Annotated in this window: 23 protein-coding genes; 12 read left to right on the top strand and 11 right to left on the bottom strand. The window is 59.8% G+C overall.

Annotated features, from left to right (window positions below):
• Window positions 1-8: 8 nt before the first annotated feature.
• Window positions 9-650: a LysE family translocator gene (locus FHT87_RS27410; RefSeq protein ID WP_183734394.1), complete on the bottom strand. Its 642-nt coding sequence runs from the start codon at window positions 648-650 to the stop codon at window positions 9-11.
• A gap of 87 nt (window positions 651-737) precedes the next feature.
• The gene (locus FHT87_RS27405) at window positions 738-1,589 is read right to left on the bottom strand and encodes an SDR family NAD(P)-dependent oxidoreductase (RefSeq protein WP_183734393.1); all 852 of its coding nucleotides are present in this window, start codon (window positions 1,587-1,589) and stop codon (window positions 738-740) included.
• Window positions 1,590-1,777: 188 nt separating this feature from the next.
• On the opposite strand from FHT87_RS27405, the gene FHT87_RS27400 reads away from it, so the two are divergent.
• Window positions 1,778-3,001, top strand: a complete 1,224-nt coding sequence (locus tag FHT87_RS27400; protein ID WP_183734392.1) for an argininosuccinate synthase — start codon at window positions 1,778-1,780, stop codon at window positions 2,999-3,001.
• Between the two features lie 185 nt (window positions 3,002-3,186).
• Window positions 3,187-3,828, top strand: coding sequence for a LysE family translocator (locus FHT87_RS27395; RefSeq protein ID WP_183805908.1), 642 nt, complete (start codon window positions 3,187-3,189; stop codon window positions 3,826-3,828).
• Here FHT87_RS27395 and FHT87_RS27390 read toward each other — a convergent pair whose 3' ends face one another.
• The gene (locus FHT87_RS27390; RefSeq protein ID WP_183805906.1) at window positions 3,829-4,275 is read right to left on the bottom strand and encodes a hypothetical protein; all 447 of its coding nucleotides are present in this window, start codon (window positions 4,273-4,275) and stop codon (window positions 3,829-3,831) included. It abuts the gene before it with no gap.
• 205 nt (window positions 4,276-4,480) lie between these two features.
• Here FHT87_RS27390 and FHT87_RS27385 point away from each other — a divergent pair, with 205 nt between their 5' ends.
• The 4 genes from FHT87_RS27385 to ppa all read left to right on the top strand — a co-directional run bounded on the left by FHT87_RS27385 (window position 4,481) and on the right by ppa (window position 9,938).
• On the top strand, window positions 4,481-6,568 hold the full coding sequence (locus FHT87_RS27385) for a M3 family metallopeptidase (protein WP_183805904.1): 2,088 nt from the start codon (window positions 4,481-4,483) through the stop codon (window positions 6,566-6,568).
• A gap of 159 nt (window positions 6,569-6,727) precedes the next feature.
• A complete protein-coding gene (typA, locus tag FHT87_RS27380; protein WP_183734389.1) occupies window positions 6,728-8,548 on the top strand; it encodes a translational GTPase TypA in 1,821 nt (606 codons plus the stop codon).
• Between the two features lie 198 nt (window positions 8,549-8,746).
• Window positions 8,747-9,253: a GNAT family N-acetyltransferase gene (locus FHT87_RS27375; protein ID WP_183734388.1), complete on the top strand. Its 507-nt coding sequence runs from the start codon at window positions 8,747-8,749 to the stop codon at window positions 9,251-9,253.
• Between the two features lie 148 nt (window positions 9,254-9,401).
• The gene (gene ppa / locus FHT87_RS27370; protein WP_183734387.1) at window positions 9,402-9,938 is read left to right on the top strand and encodes an inorganic diphosphatase; all 537 of its coding nucleotides are present in this window, start codon (window positions 9,402-9,404) and stop codon (window positions 9,936-9,938) included.
• A gap of 3 nt (window positions 9,939-9,941) precedes the next feature.
• Here the strand turns inward: ppa and FHT87_RS27365 are convergent, their stop codons facing one another.
• Complete coding sequence (locus FHT87_RS27365; protein WP_183734386.1) at window positions 9,942-10,253, bottom strand: DUF167 domain-containing protein; 312 nt, start codon at window positions 10,251-10,253, stop codon at window positions 9,942-9,944.
• Entirely contained in the window at window positions 10,250-10,540 is a 291-nt protein-coding gene (locus FHT87_RS27360) for a YggT family protein (RefSeq protein ID WP_183734650.1), read from the bottom strand. The genes FHT87_RS27365 and FHT87_RS27360 overlap by 4 nt, the downstream gene beginning before the upstream one ends.
• A 138-nt stretch (window positions 10,541-10,678) precedes the next feature.
• Here FHT87_RS27360 and FHT87_RS27355 point away from each other — a divergent pair, with 138 nt between their 5' ends.
• Window positions 10,679-11,923: an MFS transporter gene (locus tag FHT87_RS27355; RefSeq protein WP_183734385.1), complete on the top strand. Its 1,245-nt coding sequence runs from the start codon at window positions 10,679-10,681 to the stop codon at window positions 11,921-11,923.
• Here the strand turns inward: FHT87_RS27355 and FHT87_RS27350 are convergent.
• The 6 genes from FHT87_RS27350 to hemC all read right to left on the bottom strand — a co-directional run bounded on the left by FHT87_RS27350 (window position 11,877) and on the right by hemC (window position 17,739).
• Window positions 11,877-12,653 carry a glutamine amidotransferase gene (locus FHT87_RS27350; protein WP_183734384.1) on the bottom strand — a complete coding sequence of 259 codons (777 nt, stop codon included), beginning with the start codon at window positions 12,651-12,653 and terminating at the stop codon, window positions 11,877-11,879. The genes FHT87_RS27355 and FHT87_RS27350 overlap by 47 nt on opposite strands.
• Window positions 12,643-13,128: a TerB family tellurite resistance protein gene (locus FHT87_RS27345; protein WP_183734383.1), complete on the bottom strand. Its 486-nt coding sequence runs from the start codon at window positions 13,126-13,128 to the stop codon at window positions 12,643-12,645. Before FHT87_RS27345 ends, FHT87_RS27350 begins: the two co-directional genes overlap by 11 nt.
• 18 nt (window positions 13,129-13,146) lie before the next feature.
• Window positions 13,147-14,754 carry a heme biosynthesis protein HemY gene (locus FHT87_RS27340; RefSeq protein ID WP_183734382.1) on the bottom strand — a complete coding sequence of 536 codons (1,608 nt, stop codon included), beginning with the start codon at window positions 14,752-14,754 and terminating at the stop codon, window positions 13,147-13,149.
• A gap of 2 nt (window positions 14,755-14,756) precedes the next feature.
• Window positions 14,757-16,028 (bottom strand): COG4223 family protein, encoded by a 1,272-nt coding sequence (locus FHT87_RS27335; protein WP_183734381.1) that lies wholly within the window; start codon window positions 16,026-16,028, stop codon window positions 14,757-14,759.
• Window positions 16,029-16,096: 68 nt separating this feature from the next.
• Window positions 16,097-16,804, bottom strand: a complete 708-nt coding sequence (locus tag FHT87_RS27330) for a uroporphyrinogen-III synthase (protein ID WP_183734380.1) — start codon at window positions 16,802-16,804, stop codon at window positions 16,097-16,099.
• A 5-nt stretch (window positions 16,805-16,809) separates the two neighbouring features.
• Window positions 16,810-17,739: a hydroxymethylbilane synthase gene (gene hemC / locus FHT87_RS27325; RefSeq protein WP_183734379.1), complete on the bottom strand. Its 930-nt coding sequence runs from the start codon at window positions 17,737-17,739 to the stop codon at window positions 16,810-16,812.
• A gap of 72 nt (window positions 17,740-17,811) precedes the next feature.
• On the opposite strand from hemC, the gene tsaD reads away from it, so the two are divergent.
• Genes tsaD through FHT87_RS27300 form a run of 5 tightly spaced genes read left to right on the top strand, consistent with a single transcriptional unit; the run spans window position 17,812 to window position 21,283 of the window.
• The gene (tsaD, locus tag FHT87_RS27320; RefSeq protein ID WP_183805902.1) at window positions 17,812-18,909 is read left to right on the top strand and encodes a tRNA (adenosine(37)-N6)-threonylcarbamoyltransferase complex transferase subunit TsaD; all 1,098 of its coding nucleotides are present in this window, start codon (window positions 17,812-17,814) and stop codon (window positions 18,907-18,909) included.
• Window positions 18,906-19,889, top strand: coding sequence for an NAD(P)H-dependent glycerol-3-phosphate dehydrogenase (locus FHT87_RS27315; protein ID WP_183805900.1), 984 nt, complete (start codon window positions 18,906-18,908; stop codon window positions 19,887-19,889). The genes tsaD and FHT87_RS27315 overlap by 4 nt, the downstream gene beginning before the upstream one ends.
• Before the next feature lie 9 nt (window positions 19,890-19,898).
• The gene (locus tag FHT87_RS27310; protein ID WP_183805898.1) at window positions 19,899-20,192 is read left to right on the top strand and encodes a YciI-like protein; all 294 of its coding nucleotides are present in this window, start codon (window positions 19,899-19,901) and stop codon (window positions 20,190-20,192) included.
• Between the two features lie 5 nt (window positions 20,193-20,197).
• On the top strand, window positions 20,198-20,629 hold the full coding sequence (locus tag FHT87_RS27305; RefSeq protein WP_037101755.1) for an EVE domain-containing protein: 432 nt from the start codon (window positions 20,198-20,200) through the stop codon (window positions 20,627-20,629).
• A gap of 6 nt (window positions 20,630-20,635) precedes the next feature.
• A complete protein-coding gene (locus tag FHT87_RS27300; protein ID WP_183805896.1) occupies window positions 20,636-21,283 on the top strand; it encodes a methyltransferase in 648 nt (215 codons plus the stop codon).
• Window positions 21,284-21,473: the final 190 nt, after the last annotated feature.

The raw sequence follows: 21,473 nt of genomic DNA, 5'->3' as shown, positions 1-21,473 counted from the left end.
TCGGTTGATTAGCGGGCTTGGGTGAGCAGGATCTTGGCGGCGAAAACCGAGAAGACGCCGGCGAAGGTATAATCCATGCCACGTAGCACCTTCCTGTTCTTCTGCAGCCAGCTCGCCAGCCAGTCGGCCGCCATGACAACGGCTGCGTTGACCGGCATCCCGATCACGATGAAGCAGAAGCCGAGGAAGAGCAGCTTGTGCGTGACGGCGGGATCGCTGGCGCTGACGAACTGCGGCAGGAAGGTCATGAAGAAGATGATGACCTTCGGGTTCAGCAGATTGACCCAGAAGCCTGAGGAGACGTTCGAGAGGATCGTCCCCTTCGGGCCTTCGACCTTGGCAACCGTCAGCTTCGAGCCGAAGCGGATCGCCTGGATGGCCAGCCAGAAGAGATAGGCCGCACCTCCGGTCTTCAGGATCAGGAAGGCGGTCGGGGACGCAGTGATCAGCGCCGAGATGCCGAAGGCGACCAGCATCGTGTGCACGACGATGCCGAGGCTGGTGCCGAGAACGACGAAGAGCGCTGCCTTCTTGCCCTGCGCAAGCGCACGGCTGATCGACAGCGTCATGTCAGGGCCGGGAGTTGCCGCAAGCAACAGGGTGGCGGCGGCAAAGGCAATAAGCGTCGGAAAGCTCGGCAGGAAATCCATGGTCTGCTCTGAAAGCTGGAAAAAGATCTGACGGATCTCTTATCCGGCTTTCAGAAAATTACCAATCAAACCTTGTTATGGCGCCGATTACTTCTGTTCGAGGAAGGCCTTGAACTTGTCGGCGTAATCCTTGTGCCAGCGTGACAGCGGCGGACGATTCTCGATGATGTCGCCGATCGCCCAGGCCATGCGGCGTTCATCGACGGGGCGGGCTACGTCATTGTCGGGGCAGAGGATGTAGAAGTCGCCGCGCTCCAGGCTTTCAACCATGAAATCGACGGTCTGCTCCGGCGTCCAGGCGCCGGCAGGTTTTTCGCTGCGGTCACCTTTGGTGAGGCCGGTGAAGACGAAACCGGGGATCAGGAGATGCGCGGAAATGCCTGCACCTGCGGTGTTGCGCAGTTCATGCTCGAGCGCTTCTGTGAAAACCTTCACGCCGGCTTTTGAAATATTGTAGGCGGGGTTGCCGGGCGGCGTGGTGATGCCCTGCTTGGAGCCGGTATTGATGATGAGGCCCGGTTCGTTATGGGCGATCATGCCAGGGCCGAAGGTTCTGACGCCGTTGATGACGCCGAGAAGATTGACGGCGAGTATATTGTCCCAACCGGCCTGGGCGCTGAAAATTGATGTTTCCGGGCCGATGCCGGCATTGTTCATCAGCACGTGAACGCGGCCGAAGCGTTGGATGACGGCGCGTTCGAGAGCTTCGATCTGTTCTTTCTGCGAAACGTCGGTCTCGACGGCCATTACATGTTCCTGGCCGGCGATCGCTTCCAGTTCGGCGCGCGCTTCCGCCAGCTTGTCGCCGCCCAGATCGGCGATGACGACACTCATGCCGGCCTTGGCAAAGTGCTTTGCGGCCGCAAGGCCGATGCCGGACGCACCGCCGGTGATGACGGCAACATTGGATTGCTTGAAAATGTCTTGAATATTTGTCACGGGCCTAGCCTCTCCTCGGAGCATTGTTCGGACGTTGCCGAATATGGGCTCACGGTTTGCGCTGTCAAACCCTATCGGGCCGGTTGCCGTCCTCGTTGCCCTTGCGTCACGCGCCAATCTCGCTAAAAGTGCCGGGATACTGGGCTTTGCGGGTGTGCCGCGGCCTTCATGCAACGGACCTCATCATCATGGCATCACACAAAGACGTGAAGAAAGTCGTGCTCGCTTATTCGGGCGGCCTCGATACCTCGATCATCCTGAAATGGCTGCAGACCGAACTCGGCGCCGAAGTCGTCACCTTCACGGCCGATCTCGGCCAGGGCGAAGAGCTGGAGCCGGCGCGCAAGAAGGCCGAGATGCTCGGCATCAAGGAGATCTACATCGAGGACGTGCGCGAAGAATTCGTGCGCGATTTCGTCTTTCCGATGTTCCGCGCCAATGCCGTCTATGAGGGCGTCTATCTGCTCGGCACGTCGATTGCCCGTCCGCTGATCTCCAAGCATCTCATCGATATCGCCCGAAAGACTGGCGCCGATGCGATCGCGCATGGCGCGACCGGTAAAGGCAACGACCAGGTCCGTTTCGAGCTTTCGGCCTATGCATTGAACCCCGATATCAAAATCATCGCGCCGTGGCGCGACTGGGCCTTCAAGAGCCGTACCGACCTGCTTGAATTCGCCGAGAAGCATCAGATCCCGGTCGCAAAGGACAAGAAGGGCGAAGCGCCCTTCTCGGTCGACGCTAACCTGCTGCACTCCTCTTCCGAGGGTAAGGTTCTGGAAGATCCGGCGCAGGAAGCACCTGAATATGTGCATATGCGCACCATCTCGCCGGAAGCGGCGCCCGACAAAGCGACCACCATTAAGGTCGGCTTCCGCAAGGGCGACGCCGTTTCGATCAACGGTGTCGAGATGTCCCCTGCGACGCTGCTTGCGGCGCTCAACAATTACGGCCGCGACAACGGTATCGGCCGCCTCGACCTCGTCGAAAATCGCTACGTCGGCATGAAGTCGCGCGGTGTCTACGAGACCCCCGGCGGCACGATCCTGCTTGCGGCGCATCGCGCCATCGAGTCGATCACGCTCGACCGTGGTGCTGCTCACCTCAAGGATGAGCTGATGCCACGTTATGCCGAACTCATCTATTACGGCTTCTGGTTCTCGCCGGAACGCGAGATGCTGCAGGCTCTCATCGACAAGAGCCAGGAGCATGTCGAAGGTGAAGTGACGCTGAAGCTCTACAAGGGCAATGTCATGGTCATCGGCCGCGAGAGCGAAAAGTCGCTCTATTCCGACAAGCTCGTTACCTTCGAAGACGATCAGGGCGCTTACGATCAGAAGGATGCTGCGGGCTTCATTAAGCTCAACGCGCTGCGTCTTCGCACGCTCGGCAAGCGTAACCTGAAGAAGTAAGCGGCTTCAGACCGATCTCAAAGAGGCCCGCCGCTCCGTGAACTGACCCCCGAAAGTTGGACGACAACCTTCGGGGGCAGTTCACGGAACGCGGGCCTTTTCTTTTTCGCACCGATTGCAGGTTGCTACGTCTTGACGCGGCAGGGCTGTCGCATAAGCTGAGCCGTCATCACTGGAGCATTTCCATGCCGCAATCCCTGCTTCTCAGCGCCTTTCTGGCGGCGCTTTTCTATGTGCTCATTCCCGGTCCGGCCTTCCTGCAGCTTCTCGGCATTGGCGCCGGGCAGGGCCGCAAGGCAGGCGCCTTCTTCATGATGGGCCATCTCGTCGGCGATCTTATCTGGTCGGGACTGGCGCTGGTCGCGATCGTCGGGGCGAAGACCATAGGCACTTTCGTGTTCGACCTGCTCGGGCTCGCCTGCGGTTTCTATCTTGCCTGGATCGGCTGGAGCGCCGTCAATGCTAAGCCGAAAGCGGAGGGGCAGGCATTGATGGTGGTGGAGCGGCCTTTCCGACGTGGGCTGATCTTCGGCGTCACCAATCCGAAGGGCTATCCAGTGGCGCTCGCCACGTTCACGGCATTAGTTGCGGGCTCTGCGAACGCGCTCGATTTCCAGGCGCTGCCGATGTTGCTCAGTGTTTCCTTCGTGGGCTTCATCACGGCGGATATCATCCTGATCGGCATCATCGGCGCCGGCGTTGTGCGCCGCTTCTACCGCGCGCATGAACGTTTGATCGTCCGTTGCTCGGGCGTGCTCTTCATGGGTTTTGCCGTGCAGGCGCTGTGGCACGCCACGCCCGGTCTGCTCGGCTGGCGGAAGGCCTGATCAGGCCTCACTGCCCAGGAAACCAACGACCGAATTCAGCGTCTGAACCTCGTTCGGATCGCCGATCGACATGGCGATCTGAAGCTGGCTGCGATAGTAGTCGAGGAAGTTGAAGCTCGTGCCGTCGGTGACGTTGGATAGATCGATGACATTGCCGAGCGGATCGATCGCGTGCATCGGAAGCGGTTCGGATATTGCTGCAAACGTTTTCTGATCGATCAGGCCGTTATCGTAGCTCTGGCGTGCATAGCTGCGCAATTCACCCGGGCTGACGGCCGTAAAATCGAGCGCCTGCCCTTTGTCAGAATCGTCGATCTGGAACGAACCTTGGGTGACAGCCGGCTTGGGTCCGATTGTAATATCAGCGGTCTTCGAACTTTTTGCGTTATTATTGGGATTGTTTTTGAATAGCAAAGTCTGAGAAGACCGCAGGGAAAAAATTTCCATGCGCATGTCCTCTTACATGAAGATTAAAGGGAAACTAGCGTCTCGGCCCGATTCGCGTCAATCGTTAACGATTGGTTAATTTTCATGTATCAATTCTTGCCCTTAAGATTCAGCCAGGCGGGCAAAAGTCCAAGTTACCCACATATCAATTCTGTGACGGCCTTCCTATATTACCGATCCACTTGCCGGCATAAAGGACTTTCATATGTCTTCTCCCAGTCAATTCAATCAGGCACTTGTCAGCTGGAATGGCCTTCATGGACTGCCGCGTTTTGATGCGGTTGCCGATGGCGATTTCGAGGCTGCCTTCGAGGCTGCTCTTGCCTCGCACGAAAGAGAGATCGACGAGATCGCCGGTAACGGGCAGGAACCGACCTTCGACAATACGGTCGTAGCGCTCGAAATCGCCGGCGATGAGCTGTCGCGCGTTTCCGCTCTTTTCTGGAACCGCGCTGGTGCCCATACCAACGACGTCATTCAGGCACTGGAACGGGATATTTCGCCGAAGATGTCGCGGCATTATTCGAAGATTGGCATGAATGCCGACCTGTTCAAACGCATCGATGCGCTCTGGGAAAAACGTGAAAGCCTTGGGCTGACGCTGGAACAGACGCGGGTGCTGGAACGGCATTGGAAAGGCTTCGTCAAATCCGGCGCCAAGCTGCCTAAGGCGGAGCAGGAGAAGCTTGCTGCGATCAATGAAAAACTCGCCGGCCTCAGCACCGGCTTCGGACAGAACGTGCTGGCCGACGAGAAGAGCTGGTCACTGATCCTCTCCAGTGAAGACGAACTCGCCGGCATTCCCGATTTCCTGCGCGACGCGATGGCGGCTGCTGCCCGCGAGCGCGGCGAGGACGGCAGATATGCCGTAACGCTGTCGCGCTCGATCATCGAGCCATTCCTCACTTTTTCGGAGCGGCGCGATCTTCGCGAGCAGGCCTTCAAAGCTTGGGTGGCGCGCGGTGAAAATGCCGGCGCGACTGACAACAGGAGCATCATTCGCGAGACGCTTGCTCTCCGTGACGAGGTGGCGAAGCTCCTTGGATACGGCAATTTTGCGGAACTGAAGCTCGACAACACGATGGCAAAGACGCCAGAGGCCGTGAACGATCTGCTGCGTGCCGTCTGGGCAAGGGCCGTGAAGCGTGCCAAGGAGGAGGAAGCCGATATTGCCGGTTTGATCGCTGCCGAGGGCAAGAACCATGAGGTTATGCCCTGGGACTGGCGCCATTATGCGGAGAAGATCCGGGCGCAGCGGTTCAATTTCTCGGAAGCGGAATTGAAACCCTATCTGCAGCTCGAAAAGATCATCGATGCCTGCTTTGACGTTGCCGGCCGGCTGTTCGGCATTCGTGCCGTGGAGAAGAAGGGCATTGCTGCCTATCATCCCGACGTGCGCGTCTTCGAGATCCGCGACCGCGACGACAAGCTGGTCGCCCTCTTCCTCGGCGACTATTTCGCCCGCGGCTCGAAGCGTTCAGGTGCCTGGATGAGTTCCTTCCAGTCGCAGCACAAGCTGGTGCTGAAGAACGGTCATCACGGCGAGCTGCCGATCATCTACAATGTCTGTAACTTCGCAAAGCCTGCCGAAGGCAAGCCGGCTCTGCTTTCACTTGATGATGCGCGCACCCTGTTCCATGAGTTCGGCCACGCGCTGCACGGTATCTTGTCCAACGTCACCTATCCCTCGGTCGCCGGCACAGCCGTCTCGCGCGATTTCGTGGAGCTACCCTCACAGCTCTACGAACACTGGCTGACGGTTCCCGATGTCCTCAAGAAATATGCTGTGCATTTCGAAACCGGGGAACCGATGCCGCAGGCGCTGCTCGACAAGGTCCTGGCAGCGCGTACCTTCAATTCCGGCTTTAACACGGTGGAGTTTACCTCTTCGGCGCTTGTCGACATGGCTTTCCATACGCGTGACAAGGTGGATGATCCGATGGCAGTCCAGGCTGAGGTGCTCTCGGAGATCGGCATGCCGAAATCGATCGTCATGCGTCATGCCACGCCGCACTTCCAGCATATTTTCTCCGGCGGCTATTCGGCAGGCTACTATTCCTACATGTGGTCTGAAGTGCTCGATGCCGATGCCTTCGCCGCCTTCGAAGAGACGGGCGATGCCTTTAATGGCGAAATGGCCAGGAAGCTTCGCGAGAACATCTACTCCACCGGTGGCTCCGTCGATCCGGAAGATGCCTACAAGGCTTTCCGCGGCAAGCTGCCGAGCCCCGACGCCATGCTCGTCAAAAAGGGGCTTGCGACCTTCGAGGAATTGACAGGTAGCGACGCATAAGACAGTTTGATGACATAGAGCAAAGCGGCATGGTGACGGCCATGCCGCAGCTTTCGCGTGCCACCCCCTTTCGCAATCGCGAAAAAAACGGTATGAGCGCGCCAAACATAAATGGCGCGTCCACTAAGCGTAGCGCCCCAGCCTCAGAGATTATGACAAATGGCACTTCGCAACATCGCGATCATCGCGCACGTTGACCATGGCAAAACGACCCTCGTCGACGAGCTCCTGAAACAGTCCGGCTCGTTCCGCGAGAACCAGCGCGTTGCAGAACGCGTGATGGACTCGAACGATCTCGAAAAGGAACGCGGCATCACCATTCTCGCCAAGGCGACCTCGGTCGAGTGGAAGGGTGTCCGTATCAACATCGTCGACACCCCCGGCCACGCCGACTTCGGCGGTGAGGTCGAGCGCATTCTCTCGATGGTGGATGGCGCGATCGTTCTGGTCGATTCCTCCGAAGGCCCGATGCCGCAGACGAAGTTCGTCGTCTCCAAGGCACTGAAGGTCGGCCTTCGCCCGATCGTCGCGATCAACAAAATCGACCGCCCCGATGGCCGCCATGAAGAAGTCATCAACGAAGTCTTCGACCTCTTTGCAAACCTCGACGCAACCGACGAACAGCTCGACTTCCCGATCATGTACGGTTCGGGCCGCGACGGCTGGATGAACGTCAATCCAGAGGGACCGAAGGATGAGGGTCTTGCGCCGCTTCTCGACCTAGTGCTGAAGCATGTTCCGGAGCCGACCGTCGAAGAAGGTCCGTTCCGCATGATCGGCACCATTCTCGAAGCCAACCCCTTCCTCGGCCGTATCATCACCGGCCGTATCGCATCGGGCTCGATCAAGCCGAACCAGGCCGTCAAGGTTCTCGGCCAGGATGGCAAGCTGATCGAAACCGGTCGTATTTCCAAGATCCTCGCCTTCCGCGGCATCGAGCGTCAGCCGATCGACGATGCGCAGGCGGGCGACATCGTCGCGATTGCTGGTCTCTCCAAGGGTACTGTCGCCGATACGTTCTGCGATCCGTCCGTCTCGGAAGCCATGAAGGCGCAGCCAATCGACCCGCCAACGGTTACCATGTCCTTCATCGTCAACGACAGCCCGCTGGCGGGCACCGAAGGCGACAAGGTGACGAGCCGCGTCATCCGCGACCGTCTCTTCAAGGAAGCCGAGGGCAACGTCGCCCTGAAGATCGAAGAAGCCGAAGGCAAGGATTCGTTCTACGTTTCCGGCCGCGGCGAACTTCAGCTCGCCGTTCTCATCGAAACCATGCGTCGTGAAGGCTTCGAGCTTGCCGTGTCACGTCCGCGCGTCGTGATGCACAAGGACGAAAGCGGCCAGCTTCTGGAGCCGATCGAAGAAGTCGTCATCGACGTCGACGAAGAACATTCCGGTGTCGTCGTCCAGAAGATGTCCGAGCGCAAGGCCGAAATGGCTGAGCTGCGCCCGTCGGGCGGCAACCGCCTTCGCCTGCGTTTCTACGCACCGACCCGTGGCCTGATCGGCTACCAGTCGGAGCTGCTGACGGATACGCGCGGCACGGCGATCATGAACCGCCTGTTCCATGACTACCAGCCCTACAAGGGTGTGATCGGTGGCCGCGTCAATGGCGTGCTGCTCGCCAACGGTTCCGGCGAAGCCGTCGCTTATGCGATGTTCAACCTGGAAGATCGTGGCCCGATGATCATCGAGCCGGGCGAAAAGGTCTATGCCGGGATGATCATCGGCATCCATTCGCGCGACAACGACCTTGAGGTAAACGTCCTGAAGGGCAAGCAGCTCACCAACATCCGCGCCGCCGGCAAGGACGAAGCGGTGAAGCTGACGCCGCCGATCCGCATGACGCTTGATCGTGCGCTCTCCTGGATCCAAGACGACGAGCTGATGGAAGTGACGCCGAAGAATATTCGTCTTCGCAAGATGTATCTCGACGCAAACGACCGCAAGCGGTTCGAAAAGTCGAAGGCGGCGCTCTAAGAGCCTTGAGCCATCCCTTAAAACCCCGGCCGTTGCGCCGGGGTTTTTTATTGTGCGCTGCGTCGATTCCGGCTTGTGACAATCGTTAAAAAAGCGTTAAAATTTATCTGTCGTCCACATATCAAGTCTGTGGGCAATCGATCACGATGCGGTCAGCGCATATGGTTAATTGCCTCCGGCAGGACCAGAGTAAGCGTTATGAAGACGTTGTCGATTGATGTCCGGCGGGCCGAACCGCATGATGCCCGAGCCATTTCGGAAGCCCATCGGCTTTCATGGCAGCATACTTATGCAGGCATCATTCCGCATCGCGCACTCACCCAGATGATCGAACGCCGCGGGGAAAATTGGTGGCGCAAGGCGACACGTGGCCCTGCCACGTTGCTTGTTCTCGATGTGGCGGGCACTGTCGCGGGCTATGCGACCCTCGGCCTCAATCGCGCCCGCGCGCTGCCGCAGGAAGGCGAAATCTACGAGCTTTACCTCCGTCCGGAATACCAGGGCATCGGCCTCGGTAAACTGCTTTTCGGCGAAGCCCGGCGACTGCTGAAGTCCCTCGGTTGCAACGGGATGGTCGTCTGGTGCCTGGAAGAAAACGAGACGGCTGCCAGCTTTTATCGCGATCATGGCGGTATCGATTTCTGCGAAGGCATGGAAAATTTCGACCATAAGCAGATCAAAAAGATCGGCTTCATCTGGAACTGATTACGGCTTCGCAACCGATCCATTTTACGCTGCAAATATTCTACTTTTGAGTGTCCTTGCATATTAAGCATTGCTTGCGAGGCATGTTGCGTTGCGGGATGAAACCGATTAACTGGCTGCGAGCAATTCAACCTCGCGGGAGTTTCCTATGCGCATCGATGCCGTTTCAATCGGTAATAATCCACCAGAAGATGTCAACGTTATCGTCGAGGTTCCGGTCGGCGGTCATCCGATCAAGTATGAAATGGACAAGGAAGCCGGCACGCTGGTTGTCGACCGTTTCCTCTACACGCCGATGACCTATCCGGGTAACTATGGCTTTGTACCGCATACGCTCTCGGAAGACGGCGACCCGATCGACGTCCTGATCGCCAGCACCCGCCCGCTGGTCCCGGGCTGTGTCATCAACGTCCGCCCGATCGGCGTTCTGAAGATGGAAGACAATTCCGGCAAGGACGAAAAGATCATTGCCGTTCCGTCGCCCAAGCTGACGCTGCGCTATGAGAAGGTCACGGACTACACCGACCTTCCGGAAATTACGCTGAAGCAGATCGAGCACTTCTTCGAGCACTACAAGGATCTGGAACCCGGCAAATGGGTGAAGATCTACGGCTGGGGCGATTCCAAGGAAGCCGGCGCGCTCATCCTCGAAGCGATCGAACGCGCCAAGAAGGAAAAGGCCTGATCTTCAGGCGACAAGCGTTTCAAGCTTTTTGATCAAATCCTCCGGGTCGCCATCGATCCGGAGGATTTTTTTACGCGATGTGTCGCCGGAGACGAGATCGACGGAGGATTTGGCGATGCCGAGCGATTTGGAAACGAGGACAATGAGCGCCTTGTTGGCTTTTCCCTTTTCAGGGACAGCAGTGACGCGGACCTTCAGCAGCATCCCGCCTTCGCCATCGGCTTCGATTCCGTCAACGGCATTCCGCCCACCATTCGGCGTCAGCCGGACGGCCAGGCGGATATGATCGTCAAATTTCTTCCAGGGCGAGGTCAAGCGACGAGCGGATAGATCGTCGTCCAGAGGAAGGAACGCAGGAAGAAGATGATCAGCAAAAGGATGATCGGCGAGATGTCGATGCCGCCGAGATTGGGCAGCAGGCGACGGATCGGGCGCAGCAGGGGTTCAGTGACGTTATAGAGGAACGTTCCGACCTGATTGACGAACTGATTGCTGGAATTGATGACGTTGAATGCATAGAGCCAGGAGAAGATAGCGCTGGCAATCAGGATCCAAGTATAAAGTTGCAAAGCCAAATCAATGGTTTGAAACAGCGCAATCATCGTCGTCTCCAATTCGTTGTTGACAGACATGTAGACATTGGCGACTAAACGAGCAAGTGCCGTGTGGAACCGCACGATGAATCATGTTTAACGGCCGCTTTTGCACGGCTTTGGCGCCGTTTCCTCGGAAAAGCTTGTATGTCGCTTTCGCCCACCGGAGACCGTTTTGCCGCGTTCCGGCATCCGTCCTACACCCGTTTCTTCTTCGCGAAGTTTCTGCTTTCCTTCTCGCAGCAGATCGTCAGCGTCGCGGTCGGCTGGCAGATGTATGATCAGACAGGGAGCGCAATCTATCTCGGGCTGATCGGGCTCGTGCAGTTCCTGCCGTCACTCTTGCTGATCCTTGTTACCGGCTCCGCTGCCGATCAGCACAATCGTCGCGCCATCGCTTCGATCTGTTCTCTGGTCAGCGCGCTCTGCACGCTTGCGCTCTTGGGAATGACGATTACCGGCACATTTTCACCGATCCCGGTCTTCATTGTGCTGTTGATCTTCGGCATCGAGCGCGCTTTTATGACGCCCGCCGTGCAGTCGCTCGCGCCGAACCTCGTACCGGAAAGGGATCTTTCCAACGCGATTGCCTGGAACTCATCCTCCTGGCAGCTTGCGGCTATCACCGGCCCTGTGCTCGGCGGTCTGCTTTATGGCGTTAGCGCATCAACCGCCTATGTCGTTGCCGTCGTCTTCTCCGCACTCGGCGCGATCCTGCTCTACATGATCCCCAAACCGCCGCAGAAGACGGCAGGCGAGGCCAAGAGCTGGGATATGATCCTCGGCGGCTTCCGCTATATCCGGGAGGAGAAGGTGGTGCTCGGCGCCATCTCGCTCGATCTCTTCGCTGTTTTGCTCGGCGGCGCCACTGCGCTAATGCCGATTTTTGCGCGTGACATCCTGACACTTGGACCTTGGGGCCTTGGTCTGCTTCGTTCGGCACCGGGTGTCGGCGCCATCATAATGGCAATCTTCCTTGCCGCCTATCCGCTGAAGCATAAGGCGGGGATCTACATGTTCATCGGCGTGGCTATCTTCGGCCTCGGCACGATCGTGTTCGGCCTGTCGACGAATACCGAGGTTTCCATCGCTGCCCTCGCCATCATGGGGGCTGCGGACATGATCTCCGTCTATGTCCGCGAAAGCCTGATTGCGCTCTGGACGCCGGATCATCTGCGCGGTCGCGTCAACGCGGTCAATACGGTCTTCGTCGGTGCGTCCAACGAGCTCGGAGAATTCAGGGCGGGCACGATGGCTTCGGTCTTCGGCGCTGTCCCGGCCGTCATCATCGGCGGGATCGGCACGCTTGCCGTCGCCGCGCTCTGGGCGACCGGTTTTCCGAAACTCAGGAAGATCGATACGCTCGATGCGCCTGTGCGGGAAGCGGCTTAGCTTCTGCTACTATCGCCTTGCCTTCGAAGACGACGTCAAGAAACTCGTCGAGCCAGGCTTTCAGCGGCGCATCGAACAGCATGCGACCTTCGAGATGTTCGCGCCCCTGCTGTGCATTCGGCAGGATGAAGCGGTGGGCGCCGTGCACCACCCAGCGATGCATCATCACCCGTGTCAGCTCCGCGTGGAACTGCAGGCCCCAGGCGTTGCCATTGTAGCGGAAGGCCTGATTGGGATAAGCGTCGCCGGATGCCAGCAGCTCGGCACCATGCGGCAGTTCAAATCCTTCCCGGTGGAAGTGATAGACCATTTTCGGCCAGTGCATCAGCAGCCGACCCCTTTCGGTCGTATGCAGCGGATACCAGCCGATCTCGGTGGACCCGTCACAATTGGCAGTGACCTTGCTGCCGAGCTGGCGCGCCAGCATCTGTGCACCAAGGCAGATGCCGAGATAGGGGCGGTTTTCCTTGAGCGGTATCTCCAGCCAGTCGATCTCCGCTTTCACGAACTCATCGGGATCGTTGGCGCTCATCGGGCCGCCGAAAACCACTGCACCGGCATGATCATCGAGCGTGGAGGGCAACTTATCGCCGAGTACCGGGCGGCGGATATCGAGATCATAGCCTTTCTCGATGAGAAGCTGGCCGACACGACCAGGGCTGGAACGCTCCTGATGAAGAATGATGAGAATGGGACGCTTGTCGCGTCTCATAATTCTGTCAGTCGGCATCGTCCTGCACCACCTGTGCGTCCGTAACCCGCGCGGCCGCCTCCTGCCGCTTCTGAATACGCTCACGGGAAGAAACACCCAGGAGATCGGCGATACGCCAGATCACATGGTCTTCCATCTCGCTGCGCTCGCCATCGGCATAGACGATATCCCAGAGAATGCCGATCAGCTCCAGTCGCTGTTCGGTATTGAGATGCCTCTTAAGATCGGATGTGAAGCGGAAATAATCAACCGCCGAGCTTTCGGCTTCCCGCCCCGCGGCCATCAGCGCGTCGAGCTGCTTACCATCAAGCGCGTACTGCTCCCTCAGGAGCTTGCGCAGTCGCTTCTTCTCGCTGTCCTTGATCTGGCCGTCGGCCTCCATGACCTGCATACAGAGCGCGGCTACCGCGATGCGCGGATCATCGGGGGCAAAGCCTGACTTCGGACGGTCGGCGGTCAGATGCTGGAAAAAGGCCTGAAAGCGTTCGAGCATGCGGTTTTTCGTTCCATTTCAGAAAAGACGGAGCCGTGTCTTCGGTTCCGGTTCCACTTTGGGGTCACGGACACCGGGATCATCTGGCAGGCCGCCAAAGAAGGGTTTTGGTTCAAGTGTCGGAGGAACCGGCCGGGAGGCAGACGGGTCGGCGGCTTTTGCCGGTGCGGGTGCAGGAGTTGCCGGACGCACGGCTTCGGCAATCGTTGCGGCCCGCTCCAGCTCGATGATGCGGTGGTCGTTGACCACGCTTTCCGGCCGGGTTTCACGCAATGGCGGCAAGGTCTTCAGCGCCGTTTCAAGGGGGGCGGTCGAACCCTCCTCCACCGGTCCTTCCAGCTGACCGAAAGGCGCCTTCCATTCGAAGGCGTCGAGACGGCCGGTTACGGGCGAGACGGGAAGCCATTTGTCGGAGACGAAACCATCGGCAACCCAGGCCGGATCGCGCGGTGCCTTCAGCGCCTGTGCCAGCCAATGGCGCATACGGCCCTGATCGCCGGTTTCGGCTTCCTCGATATCCGCAAGCAGAAGGAAGGCTGCTTCGCGCGGTTCGATACGAGCGGCGGCTTCTGCCTTGGCGCGGGCCTTGGCAAATTCCTGCGCGTCGAGCGCCGCCTGAGCGACGATGAGGAGGGATTCCACATTATTCGGTCGCATACTCTCTAGCCGCTCGGCGCGCTTCAGGCGGTCGAGCGTGGAGTCGCCGCTGCGGGCGCGAACGTAGATGCGGCCGATCTCCGGATGCGGCCCGGCCCTCCACGTTTGTTCGAGAATGGAGGCTGCCTTACGTATACCGCCTTCACGGAAAAGCGCCTTGGCGGCAATAAGCGCGGCCGGCACGAAATCGGCGGAGAGTTTCAGCGCCTGCTGGGCATCGTCGCGAGCGCCGACGGGGTCGCTTTCCAGCTTGTCATCGGCGCGGGCGGTCAGAAGTACGGCATGCAGGCGATTGGCTTCGGCCTTTTCGACGACCTTGGCGGCCTTTTGCTGTTCCAGCAGACGGATAGCGTCATCCCAGCGACCGGACTGGCTGCGATATTCGAGCGTCGCCTGTGCGGCCCAGGGCAGGTAGGGCGCGTTGTCGGCGGCTTTTTCCGCGTATTGACGGGCGGCTTCGTTGGCACCGAGGCGCTTGGCCTCCAGATAAAGACCGCGCAGGCCGAGCTCGCGTGTTTCGGGGTCATTGGCCATCGCCTCGAACTTGGAGCGTGCCTCGTCATAGCGGCCTTCGATGAGAGCGGCCTGTGCTTCCAGAAGATTGATCAGCGGTTCCTGATCGGCGCGGATGAGACCGCGTGAGCGGGCCGCCATCTTGCGGGCGAGCAGGGAGTTTCCCGCGCCGGCAGCGATGAGGCCGGTCGACAGCGCCTGATAGCCGCGATCACGCTTGCGGGCACGGAAATAACGCGTCACCGAATGCGGCGAGGTCCAGATGAGGCGGACGAACCACCAAGCCACCATGACGGCGGCAATCAACGCGATGATGGCGCTTGCCGCAACGATCAGCTTGGTCTGGTAGATCTGACCTTCCCAGATCAGCGACAGATCGCCAGGGCGGTCGGCAAGCCAGGAGAAACCATAAGCAAGAACAAGGACGAGGAGCGCGAAGATAACCAGGCGGACCATACTCATCCTTCCTTGCCGGTGCCGGAAACGGCCTTGGAGAGAGCACCGCCAACGAGATCTTCGACGCGGATGCGGGCTTCGAGCGACTGCTTGAAGGCGGCGGAAGCCTGTTTTGCCGTTGCGGGCAGGCTGTTCCATTCGGTGGCTGCACCGGGCAGATCGCCGTTTTTCACCTTGTCCTCCATGCGCGCGGCGATCGCTTCGACACTTTCGCCTTCGACATTGCCGACGGGGCGGACCGACACCAGCGATTTGGCGCTCGACATCAGCCGGTCCGACCAGCTCTGGTTGGGATCGGGCTGGTTGACGGATTCGACGATGGCCGTGGCGACATCGGGAACCTGTCGGATCAGCTCGGCGCGCGAGGGCACGCCGGTTTCGGCAAAGTTGCGCAGATCGATCGCGGCCGGATCATCAGGGGCGACGCCCGCAAACGTATCGAGTTCCGCGATGAAGGGGCCGCCGCGGTCGATCGCGGCCTTCAGAGCCGCAGCAGCGATGGCGCGAGCGACGGCGACATCCTCGCGCGGTTCGTTCAGCTTCTTTTCGGCTTCGGCGAGGCGGCTCGAAACATCGGCGTCGTTTGAAGCCTGCTGCTCGGTGGTCTGCGCAAGGCTCGTCTTCAGCTGATCGATCTCAGCTGTCAAATCTGCAATCTTCTGGTTGAGCGCTTCGGCATCGGCCGAGCCGATCGATGTGCCGGGTGCCGGCGCCGGAGGGGCCGCTTCGAGAGCAGCGACGCGCTTTTCGAGCGCACTGCTATCGGCGGCCGGTGGTGGGTTGGCGGCAAGGCTCGCGACCGATTGCTTGAGGCCTTCGATCTCGCTAGAGAGATCGGCTAATTCACCCGAGTTCGTCTGCTGGGTCGAGGAGCTCGGCAAATAGCCGGCATACTGGATCGCGCCAGCGCCAAGCAGGGCGACGAGGCCGCCGAAGATGCCAGCGGCGATAAGACCCGAAGTGCCCGCACCCTTCTGAGGTGCTGGCCGCACAGGTTCGCTCAGGGGAGGCTCTTTGGCCGGCGGTTCTTCCTGTGCTCCTGCGGCTCGCTCGCTCTCATGTTCCGAAAGGGGCTCACCGCTGGCTTCCGCAGCCGCTACGGCTTCGGTGGCTGGCGCATCACCGGCTACTTCCGCTGACGTTTCGGCAGGTTTTTCGGGGTCGTTCGCCGAGGCGAAGTCTTGCGCGTCCAAGTCGATCGTGACCGGTTCGTCGGAGCTCTTCGAGTGGCGTGGCGGATTTCCCGATACCATGAGGTCCTCATTATCCTGCATTGCAACGAAACTAGACAGGGATGACAATTAAGGGAAGAGGTTAGATCAAATTTGGGCGGCTAAAGCCTTCAAAGCAGCGACAAAAGGCTTTTTTCATCCGGCATTGGCGAAATCTCCAGGGCTCTCTTCAAGACCGGTGGAACAGCTTCCGCAACAGTGTTGCTGAGACAAATGAGACGGATTTTCGGCTGCTGCAGAAAAAGGGACTCTACCTGCGGGATGTGAAAGAAATTGCCAGCGGTCTGGCGGGAGTAAAAAAGAACCGCATCCGGAGCATTCTCTGTCAGGAGCGTCGTGACGGCTTCCGGGTTGGGTGCGGCGGGCTCCATCCGGTAACATTCGGCAATCGAGACATTGTGCCCGAGCTCCGCCAGTCGCGTCTCGAAGGTCCCGGCGCGCGGATTGCCGGCGAGATAGAGAAGCTCTCCTGCGTTACTTGCAGCGATCAGTTCGGCAAGCGCACGGCCGCTACCTGACGATGCGGTGACAGAATGGAAGCCCAGCTTGCGTGCCTCGTCGGCCGTCGTTTCGCCAACGGCAAAAAGGCTGCGAGAAAGGTGAGGTGAAAGTGCCTCGCCTAAAGCCTGCAAGGTGCGCACCGCTTCGGCGCTCGTTATGGCGATTGACCCGGTTGATGTTTCCAGAGCCAGCCGAGCAGCTACCATGTCGTGGACGGGATGGGCGAGCGGCAGCAGCAACGGCTCATGACCCAGCTCGCGCAAACGTTGAGCGGTGCGCTCGCCCGAATGCGCCGGACGGGTGACGAGCACGCGCATGTAGGCTAGCTCCAGTCCTCGAAGAAGCTGCTGCCAGCCCTTTCGCGGACGTCCTGTCCGGCGCGGGTGCCGAGTGCCGCTGCATCTCGGCGATGGCCGTCGATGGTGATGGCATGGTGGTGGCGGCCGTCAGGCGTGATGATGAGGCCCGAGAATCGTATCTGATCACCTTCGCAGACGGCATAGCCGCCGATCGGTGTCCGGCAGGAGCCGTCGAGGGCGCCAAGGAAGGCGCGTTCGCAGGAGACCGTGTCGAAGGTCGGCGAATCGTTGATCGGCGCCAGCAGATCGTCGATCCTGCTGTCGCCAATGCGGCTTTCAAGACAGATCGCCCCTTGCGCCGGTGCGGGCGGAAAATTGTCGGGGTCGAGGATATCGGTAATGACGTCGACCTTGCCGAGACGCTTGAGGCCAGCGAGCGCCAGAAGCGTCGCGTCGACCTGGCCTTCCTGCAGCTTGCGCAGGCGCGTTTCCACGAGACCGCGGAAGGTGATGACGTTGATATCCGGCCGCATGCGGCGGATGAGCGCCTGACGGCGAAGCGAGGACGAGCCGACGGTCGCACCATGCGGCAGGTCGATCAGCTTTGGCGCGGTGCGGCCGACGACCGCGTCGCGGATATCTTCGCGCGGCAGGTAGGCGGAGAGATAGAGGCCTTCCGGCAGGGTGGTCGGCATGTCCTTGCTGGAATGCACGGCGAAATCGAGATCGCCGGCGATGAGCTGCTGCTCCAGCTCTTCGGTGAAAAGCCCCTTGCCGCCGATCTCGGCCAGCGAACGGTCGGTGATACGATCGCCCTTGGTCGTCAGCACGACGATTTCGAACATCTCCTCCGGCAGGTTATGGGCTGCCATCAGCCGGTCGCGGGCTTCGTGCGCCTGTGCGAGCGCCAGCGGGCTGCCGCGCGTGCCGATCCGGAAAGGTTTTGTTTGCATCCGCTTTGATCCGTTGTTACCGGAGTTCTCGTAAACAGGTTTAACCCCTATCGCAATCAACGAACAGGTTTCATGGCTCCCTTTCTGCGCATCCTCGGTATCGAGACAAGCTGCGACGAAACCGCTGCTGCCGTCGTCGAGCGCGATGCGGAAGGTCGCTCCAATATACTATCGGATATCGTTCTTTCCCAGCTGGACGAGCATAGCGCCTATGGTGGCGTGGTGCCGGAGATTGCAGCGCGCGCCCATGTGGAAGCGCTGGATGAGTTGATCGACGAGGCGTTGAAGCGCGCCAATGTGTCGCTCTCCGATGTCGATGCGATCGCCGCGACTTCGGGTCCCGGACTGATCGGTGGTTTGTTGGTGGGGCTGATGACCGGCAAGGCGATCGCCAAGGCCGCTGGAAAGCCACTCTATGCCGTCAACCATCTGGAAGGCCACGCACTGACGGCGCGGCTGACGGATGGTCTTTCCTTTCCTTATCTGATGCTGCTCGTCTCCGGCGGTCACACGCAGCTCATCCTCGTGCGCGGCATCGGCGAGTATGAGCGCTGGGGCACGACGATCGACGATGCGCTGGGCGAAGCCTTCGACAAGACGGCAAAGCTGCTCGGCCTTCCCTATCCAGGTGGACCGGCGGTGGAGCGAATGGCGAAGGGCGGCAATGCCGATCGATTCAAATTCCCTCGACCGCTGGTGGGCGAGGCGCGGCTCGACTTTTCGTTCTCCGGCCTTAAAACGGCCGTGCGGCAGGCGGCAATTGGGATTGCGCCACTGACGGATCAGGATGTCGCCGATATCTGTGCCTCATTCCAAAAAGCGATTTCCCGTACGATGAAGGATCGTATCGGCCGTGGCCTGCAGCGGTTCAAAACGGAATTCCCGAACCTTTCCGAAAAGCCGGCGCTGGTGGTGGCTGGCGGCGTCGCCGCCAATCTGGAAATCCGCAGCACGCTGCAGACGCTTTGCGATAAGAACGGCTTCCGCTTCATCGCGCCGCCGCTTCGGCTTTGCACCGACAATGCCGTGATGATCGCCTGGGCCGGGTTAGAACGTATGGCGAAGGGTGTTGCGCCTGACGATCTCGACGTGCAGCCGCGTTCGCGCTGGCCGCTCGATTCCAACGCAGCGACCGTGCTTGGGTCCGGAAAGCGGGGAGCCAAGGCATGAGCGAGCGCATCGCCGTCGTCGGATCGGGAGCTTTCGGCACGGCACTCGCGGCCGTCATCGCGCTGACAGGGCGCAACTCGGTTATCCTCGTCGGCCGCAATCCGTCGCTGATCGAAGATCTCAAGGCGGAGCGGCTACATGATGCTGTTCTGCCCGGCATTGCGCTGCCGGAAACACTGGAATTTTCTGCCGAAGCCGACGCGATCGGCGATGCGGATATCGTACTCTTTGCCATGCCCTCGCAGGCACAAGCAGATGCGGCGCGGAGATATGGTCCTTATCTGGCTAAGGATGCCATCGTCGTCACCTGTGCAAAGGGTATCGAGCGGACAACCGGCGCGCTGCTGACCGATATGCTGGAGCGGGAACTGCCGGATCATCCGGTAGCCGTGCTCTCCGGTCCGGGCTTTGCCGCCGATATCGCCAAGGGTTTGCCGACGGCCATGGCGATTGCCGCTGCCGACATGCAGGTTGCCGAACGGCTGGCGCAGGCGATTTCGGGTCGCACCTTCCGGCTCTATGCATCGGCGGACCGCATCGGCGTGCAGCTTGGCGGCGCTTTGAAGAATGTGCTGGCGATTGCCTGCGGCATCGTCGAAGGCGGCGGTATCGGCGATTCGGCGCGTGCGGCGCTGATTGCCCGTGGTCTCGCCGAGATGTCACGCTTCATCGTCGCCAAGGGCGGCCATGCCGATACGGCGCGCGGGCTTTCCGGCCTCGGCGATCTAGTGCTGACGGCAACCAGCCATCAGTCGCGCAACCTGCGTTTCGGCATTGCGCTCGGGCGTGGCGAAAAGGTCGATCCGTCCCGTGGCGAGCTGGTGGAAGGGGCTTTCGCCGCGGCTGTCGCGTCGCGGCTTGCCAGGGAGCTTGGTGTCGAGATGCCGATCACCGATGCGGTTTCAGCGATCATCGAAGGCAAGCTCGGCATATCCGAAGCCATCGAACAATTGATGACACGTCCGATTACGACCGAATAGGAGACAGACATGCTTTTCGCCCTCCTCTGCAAGGATAAGCCCGGCCATCTCAACGTGCGCATGGAAACGCGTCCGACCCATCTCGATTATCTCAACAAGCTGAATGCCGAAGGCAAGCTTGCCATGGCTGGTCCATTCCTCGATGCCGAAGGCAAGCCGAATGGCAGTCTCGTCATCGTTCATGCAGAAACGGCTGATGATGCCAAGGCGCTCGGCGCTGCCGATCCCTATGCGCTGGCCGGCTTGTTCGAAAGCGTTGAGATCAAGCCCTTCAACTGGGTCTTCAACAAGCCGGAGGCTTAAGCGGGATGGCGCATTGGCTATACAAGTCCGAGCCTGCTGCTTGGTCCTGGGAACAGCAGAAGGCAGCCGGAGAGAAGGGCACCGAATGGACAGGCGTGCGCAACTACCTAGCGCGCAACAATATGCGGGCAATGCAGATCGGCGACAAGGGTTTCTTCTACCATTCCAATGACGGGCTGGAGATCGTCGGTATCGTCGAGGTCTGCGCGCTCTCGCATCCCGATTCGACGGCGAAGGGTGACGATCGCTGGGATTGCGTCGATATCCGCGCCGTCATGGATGTGCCGAAGCCGGTGACGCTGAAGGACATCAAGGCAAACGAGAAACTGTCCAAGATGTCGCTGGTCACCTCGATGCGGCTTTCCGTGCAGCCGGTGACGGATGACGAATGGGCCGAGGTCTGCCGCATGGGCGGTTTCGACAATCCGCCGCGCTGAGCAGCTTTGAAAACCGACCCGGAAACCTTCATCCGCGCCAATACCAGCCTGCTTGCGCCGCCGCATGTGCCGGAGATCCGGCTGTATCTCGCGAGCGAAGCCCATGAACTCTGGCTGAAGACGGAAGAGGAGCTGGAGGCGATCGGCCTGCCGCCACCCTTCTGGGCCTTCGCCTGGGCGGGCGGGCAGGGGTTGGCGCGTTATGTTCTCGATCACCCCGAAACGGTCCGTGGCAGGCGCGTCCTCGATTTCGCGAGCGGTTCCGGATTGGTAGGAATTGCCGCAAGCCAGGCTGGCGCGGCCAGGGTGACGGCGGCTGATATCGATCCGTGGTCGCAGACGGCGGTGCGGCTGAATGCGGCCGTCAATTCCGTCTCGCTGGATTTCACCAGAGCCGATCTCATCGGTCAGAATGTCGATGCGGATGTGGTTCTTGCCGGCGACGTTTTCTACGACAAATCCTTCGCCGGTGCGCTGGTGCCTTGGTTCGAAACGCTCGCTGCCGAGGGCAAGGATGTGCTGGTCGGCGATCCCGGGCGGGCCTATCTACCAAAGGACAGGCTGGAATTCTGCGCCGTCTATGAAGTGCCCGTCACCCGGGCGCTTGAAGACAGCGAGGTCAAGAAGACGACCGTCTGGCGGTTCAGGCCTTAAAGCGTATCGCGATCTTTCAGATTCGCCTGATACGCTTTAAGCTCTTATTTTAGCATGTCGTTATCGCAAAACCGCTGCACACTTTTGCGCGACATGCTCTAGGTCGTGGTGACGATTTAACGGATTGAGATTCCCAAGAGGTGGCAAATCAGATTCAACACTGACTTTTGGAGGTCAGTGATGGATTGCG

Origin of the sequence: Rhizobium sp. BK316, from assembly GCF_014193695.1 — a bacterium.
In the GTDB taxonomy this organism is placed as follows: Bacteria; Pseudomonadota; Alphaproteobacteria; order Rhizobiales; family Rhizobiaceae; genus Rhizobium.
This window is presented reverse-complemented; position numbering and strand designations above follow the sequence as displayed.

Coding starts and splice junctions, on each gene's coding strand:
- FHT87_RS27410 (WP_183734394.1), bottom strand. CDS start 650: ATGGATTTCCTGCCGAGCTTTCCGACGCTTATTGCCTTTGCCGCCGCC.
- FHT87_RS27400 (WP_183734392.1), top strand. CDS start 1,778: ATGGCATCACACAAAGACGTGAAGAAAGTCGTGCTCGCTTATTCGGGC.
- FHT87_RS27395 (WP_183805908.1), top strand. CDS start 3,187: ATGCCGCAATCCCTGCTTCTCAGCGCCTTTCTGGCGGCGCTTTTCTAT.
- FHT87_RS27390 (WP_183805906.1), bottom strand. CDS start 4,275: ATGGAAATTTTTTCCCTGCGGTCTTCTCAGACTTTGCTATTCAAAAAC.
- FHT87_RS27385 (WP_183805904.1), top strand. CDS start 4,481: ATGTCTTCTCCCAGTCAATTCAATCAGGCACTTGTCAGCTGGAATGGC.
- typA (WP_183734389.1), top strand. CDS start 6,728: ATGGCACTTCGCAACATCGCGATCATCGCGCACGTTGACCATGGCAAA.
- FHT87_RS27375 (WP_183734388.1), top strand. CDS start 8,747: ATGAAGACGTTGTCGATTGATGTCCGGCGGGCCGAACCGCATGATGCC.
- ppa (WP_183734387.1), top strand. CDS start 9,402: ATGCGCATCGATGCCGTTTCAATCGGTAATAATCCACCAGAAGATGTC.
- FHT87_RS27360 (WP_183734650.1), bottom strand. CDS start 10,540: ATGATTGCGCTGTTTCAAACCATTGATTTGGCTTTGCAACTTTATACT.
- FHT87_RS27355 (WP_183734385.1), top strand. CDS start 10,679: ATGTCGCTTTCGCCCACCGGAGACCGTTTTGCCGCGTTCCGGCATCCG.
- FHT87_RS27350 (WP_183734384.1), bottom strand. CDS start 12,653: ATGCCGACTGACAGAATTATGAGACGCGACAAGCGTCCCATTCTCATC.
- FHT87_RS27345 (WP_183734383.1), bottom strand. CDS start 13,128: ATGCTCGAACGCTTTCAGGCCTTTTTCCAGCATCTGACCGCCGACCGT.
- FHT87_RS27340 (WP_183734382.1), bottom strand. CDS start 14,754: ATGGTCCGCCTGGTTATCTTCGCGCTCCTCGTCCTTGTTCTTGCTTAT.
- FHT87_RS27335 (WP_183734381.1), bottom strand. CDS start 16,028: ATGCAGGATAATGAGGACCTCATGGTATCGGGAAATCCGCCACGCCAC.
- FHT87_RS27330 (WP_183734380.1), bottom strand. CDS start 16,804: ATGCGCGTGCTCGTCACCCGTCCGGCGCATTCGGGCGAGCGCACCGCT.
- hemC (WP_183734379.1), bottom strand. CDS start 17,739: ATGCAAACAAAACCTTTCCGGATCGGCACGCGCGGCAGCCCGCTGGCG.
- tsaD (WP_183805902.1), top strand. CDS start 17,812: ATGGCTCCCTTTCTGCGCATCCTCGGTATCGAGACAAGCTGCGACGAA.
- FHT87_RS27315 (WP_183805900.1), top strand. CDS start 18,906: ATGAGCGAGCGCATCGCCGTCGTCGGATCGGGAGCTTTCGGCACGGCA.
- FHT87_RS27310 (WP_183805898.1), top strand. CDS start 19,899: ATGCTTTTCGCCCTCCTCTGCAAGGATAAGCCCGGCCATCTCAACGTG.
- FHT87_RS27305 (WP_037101755.1), top strand. CDS start 20,198: ATGGCGCATTGGCTATACAAGTCCGAGCCTGCTGCTTGGTCCTGGGAA.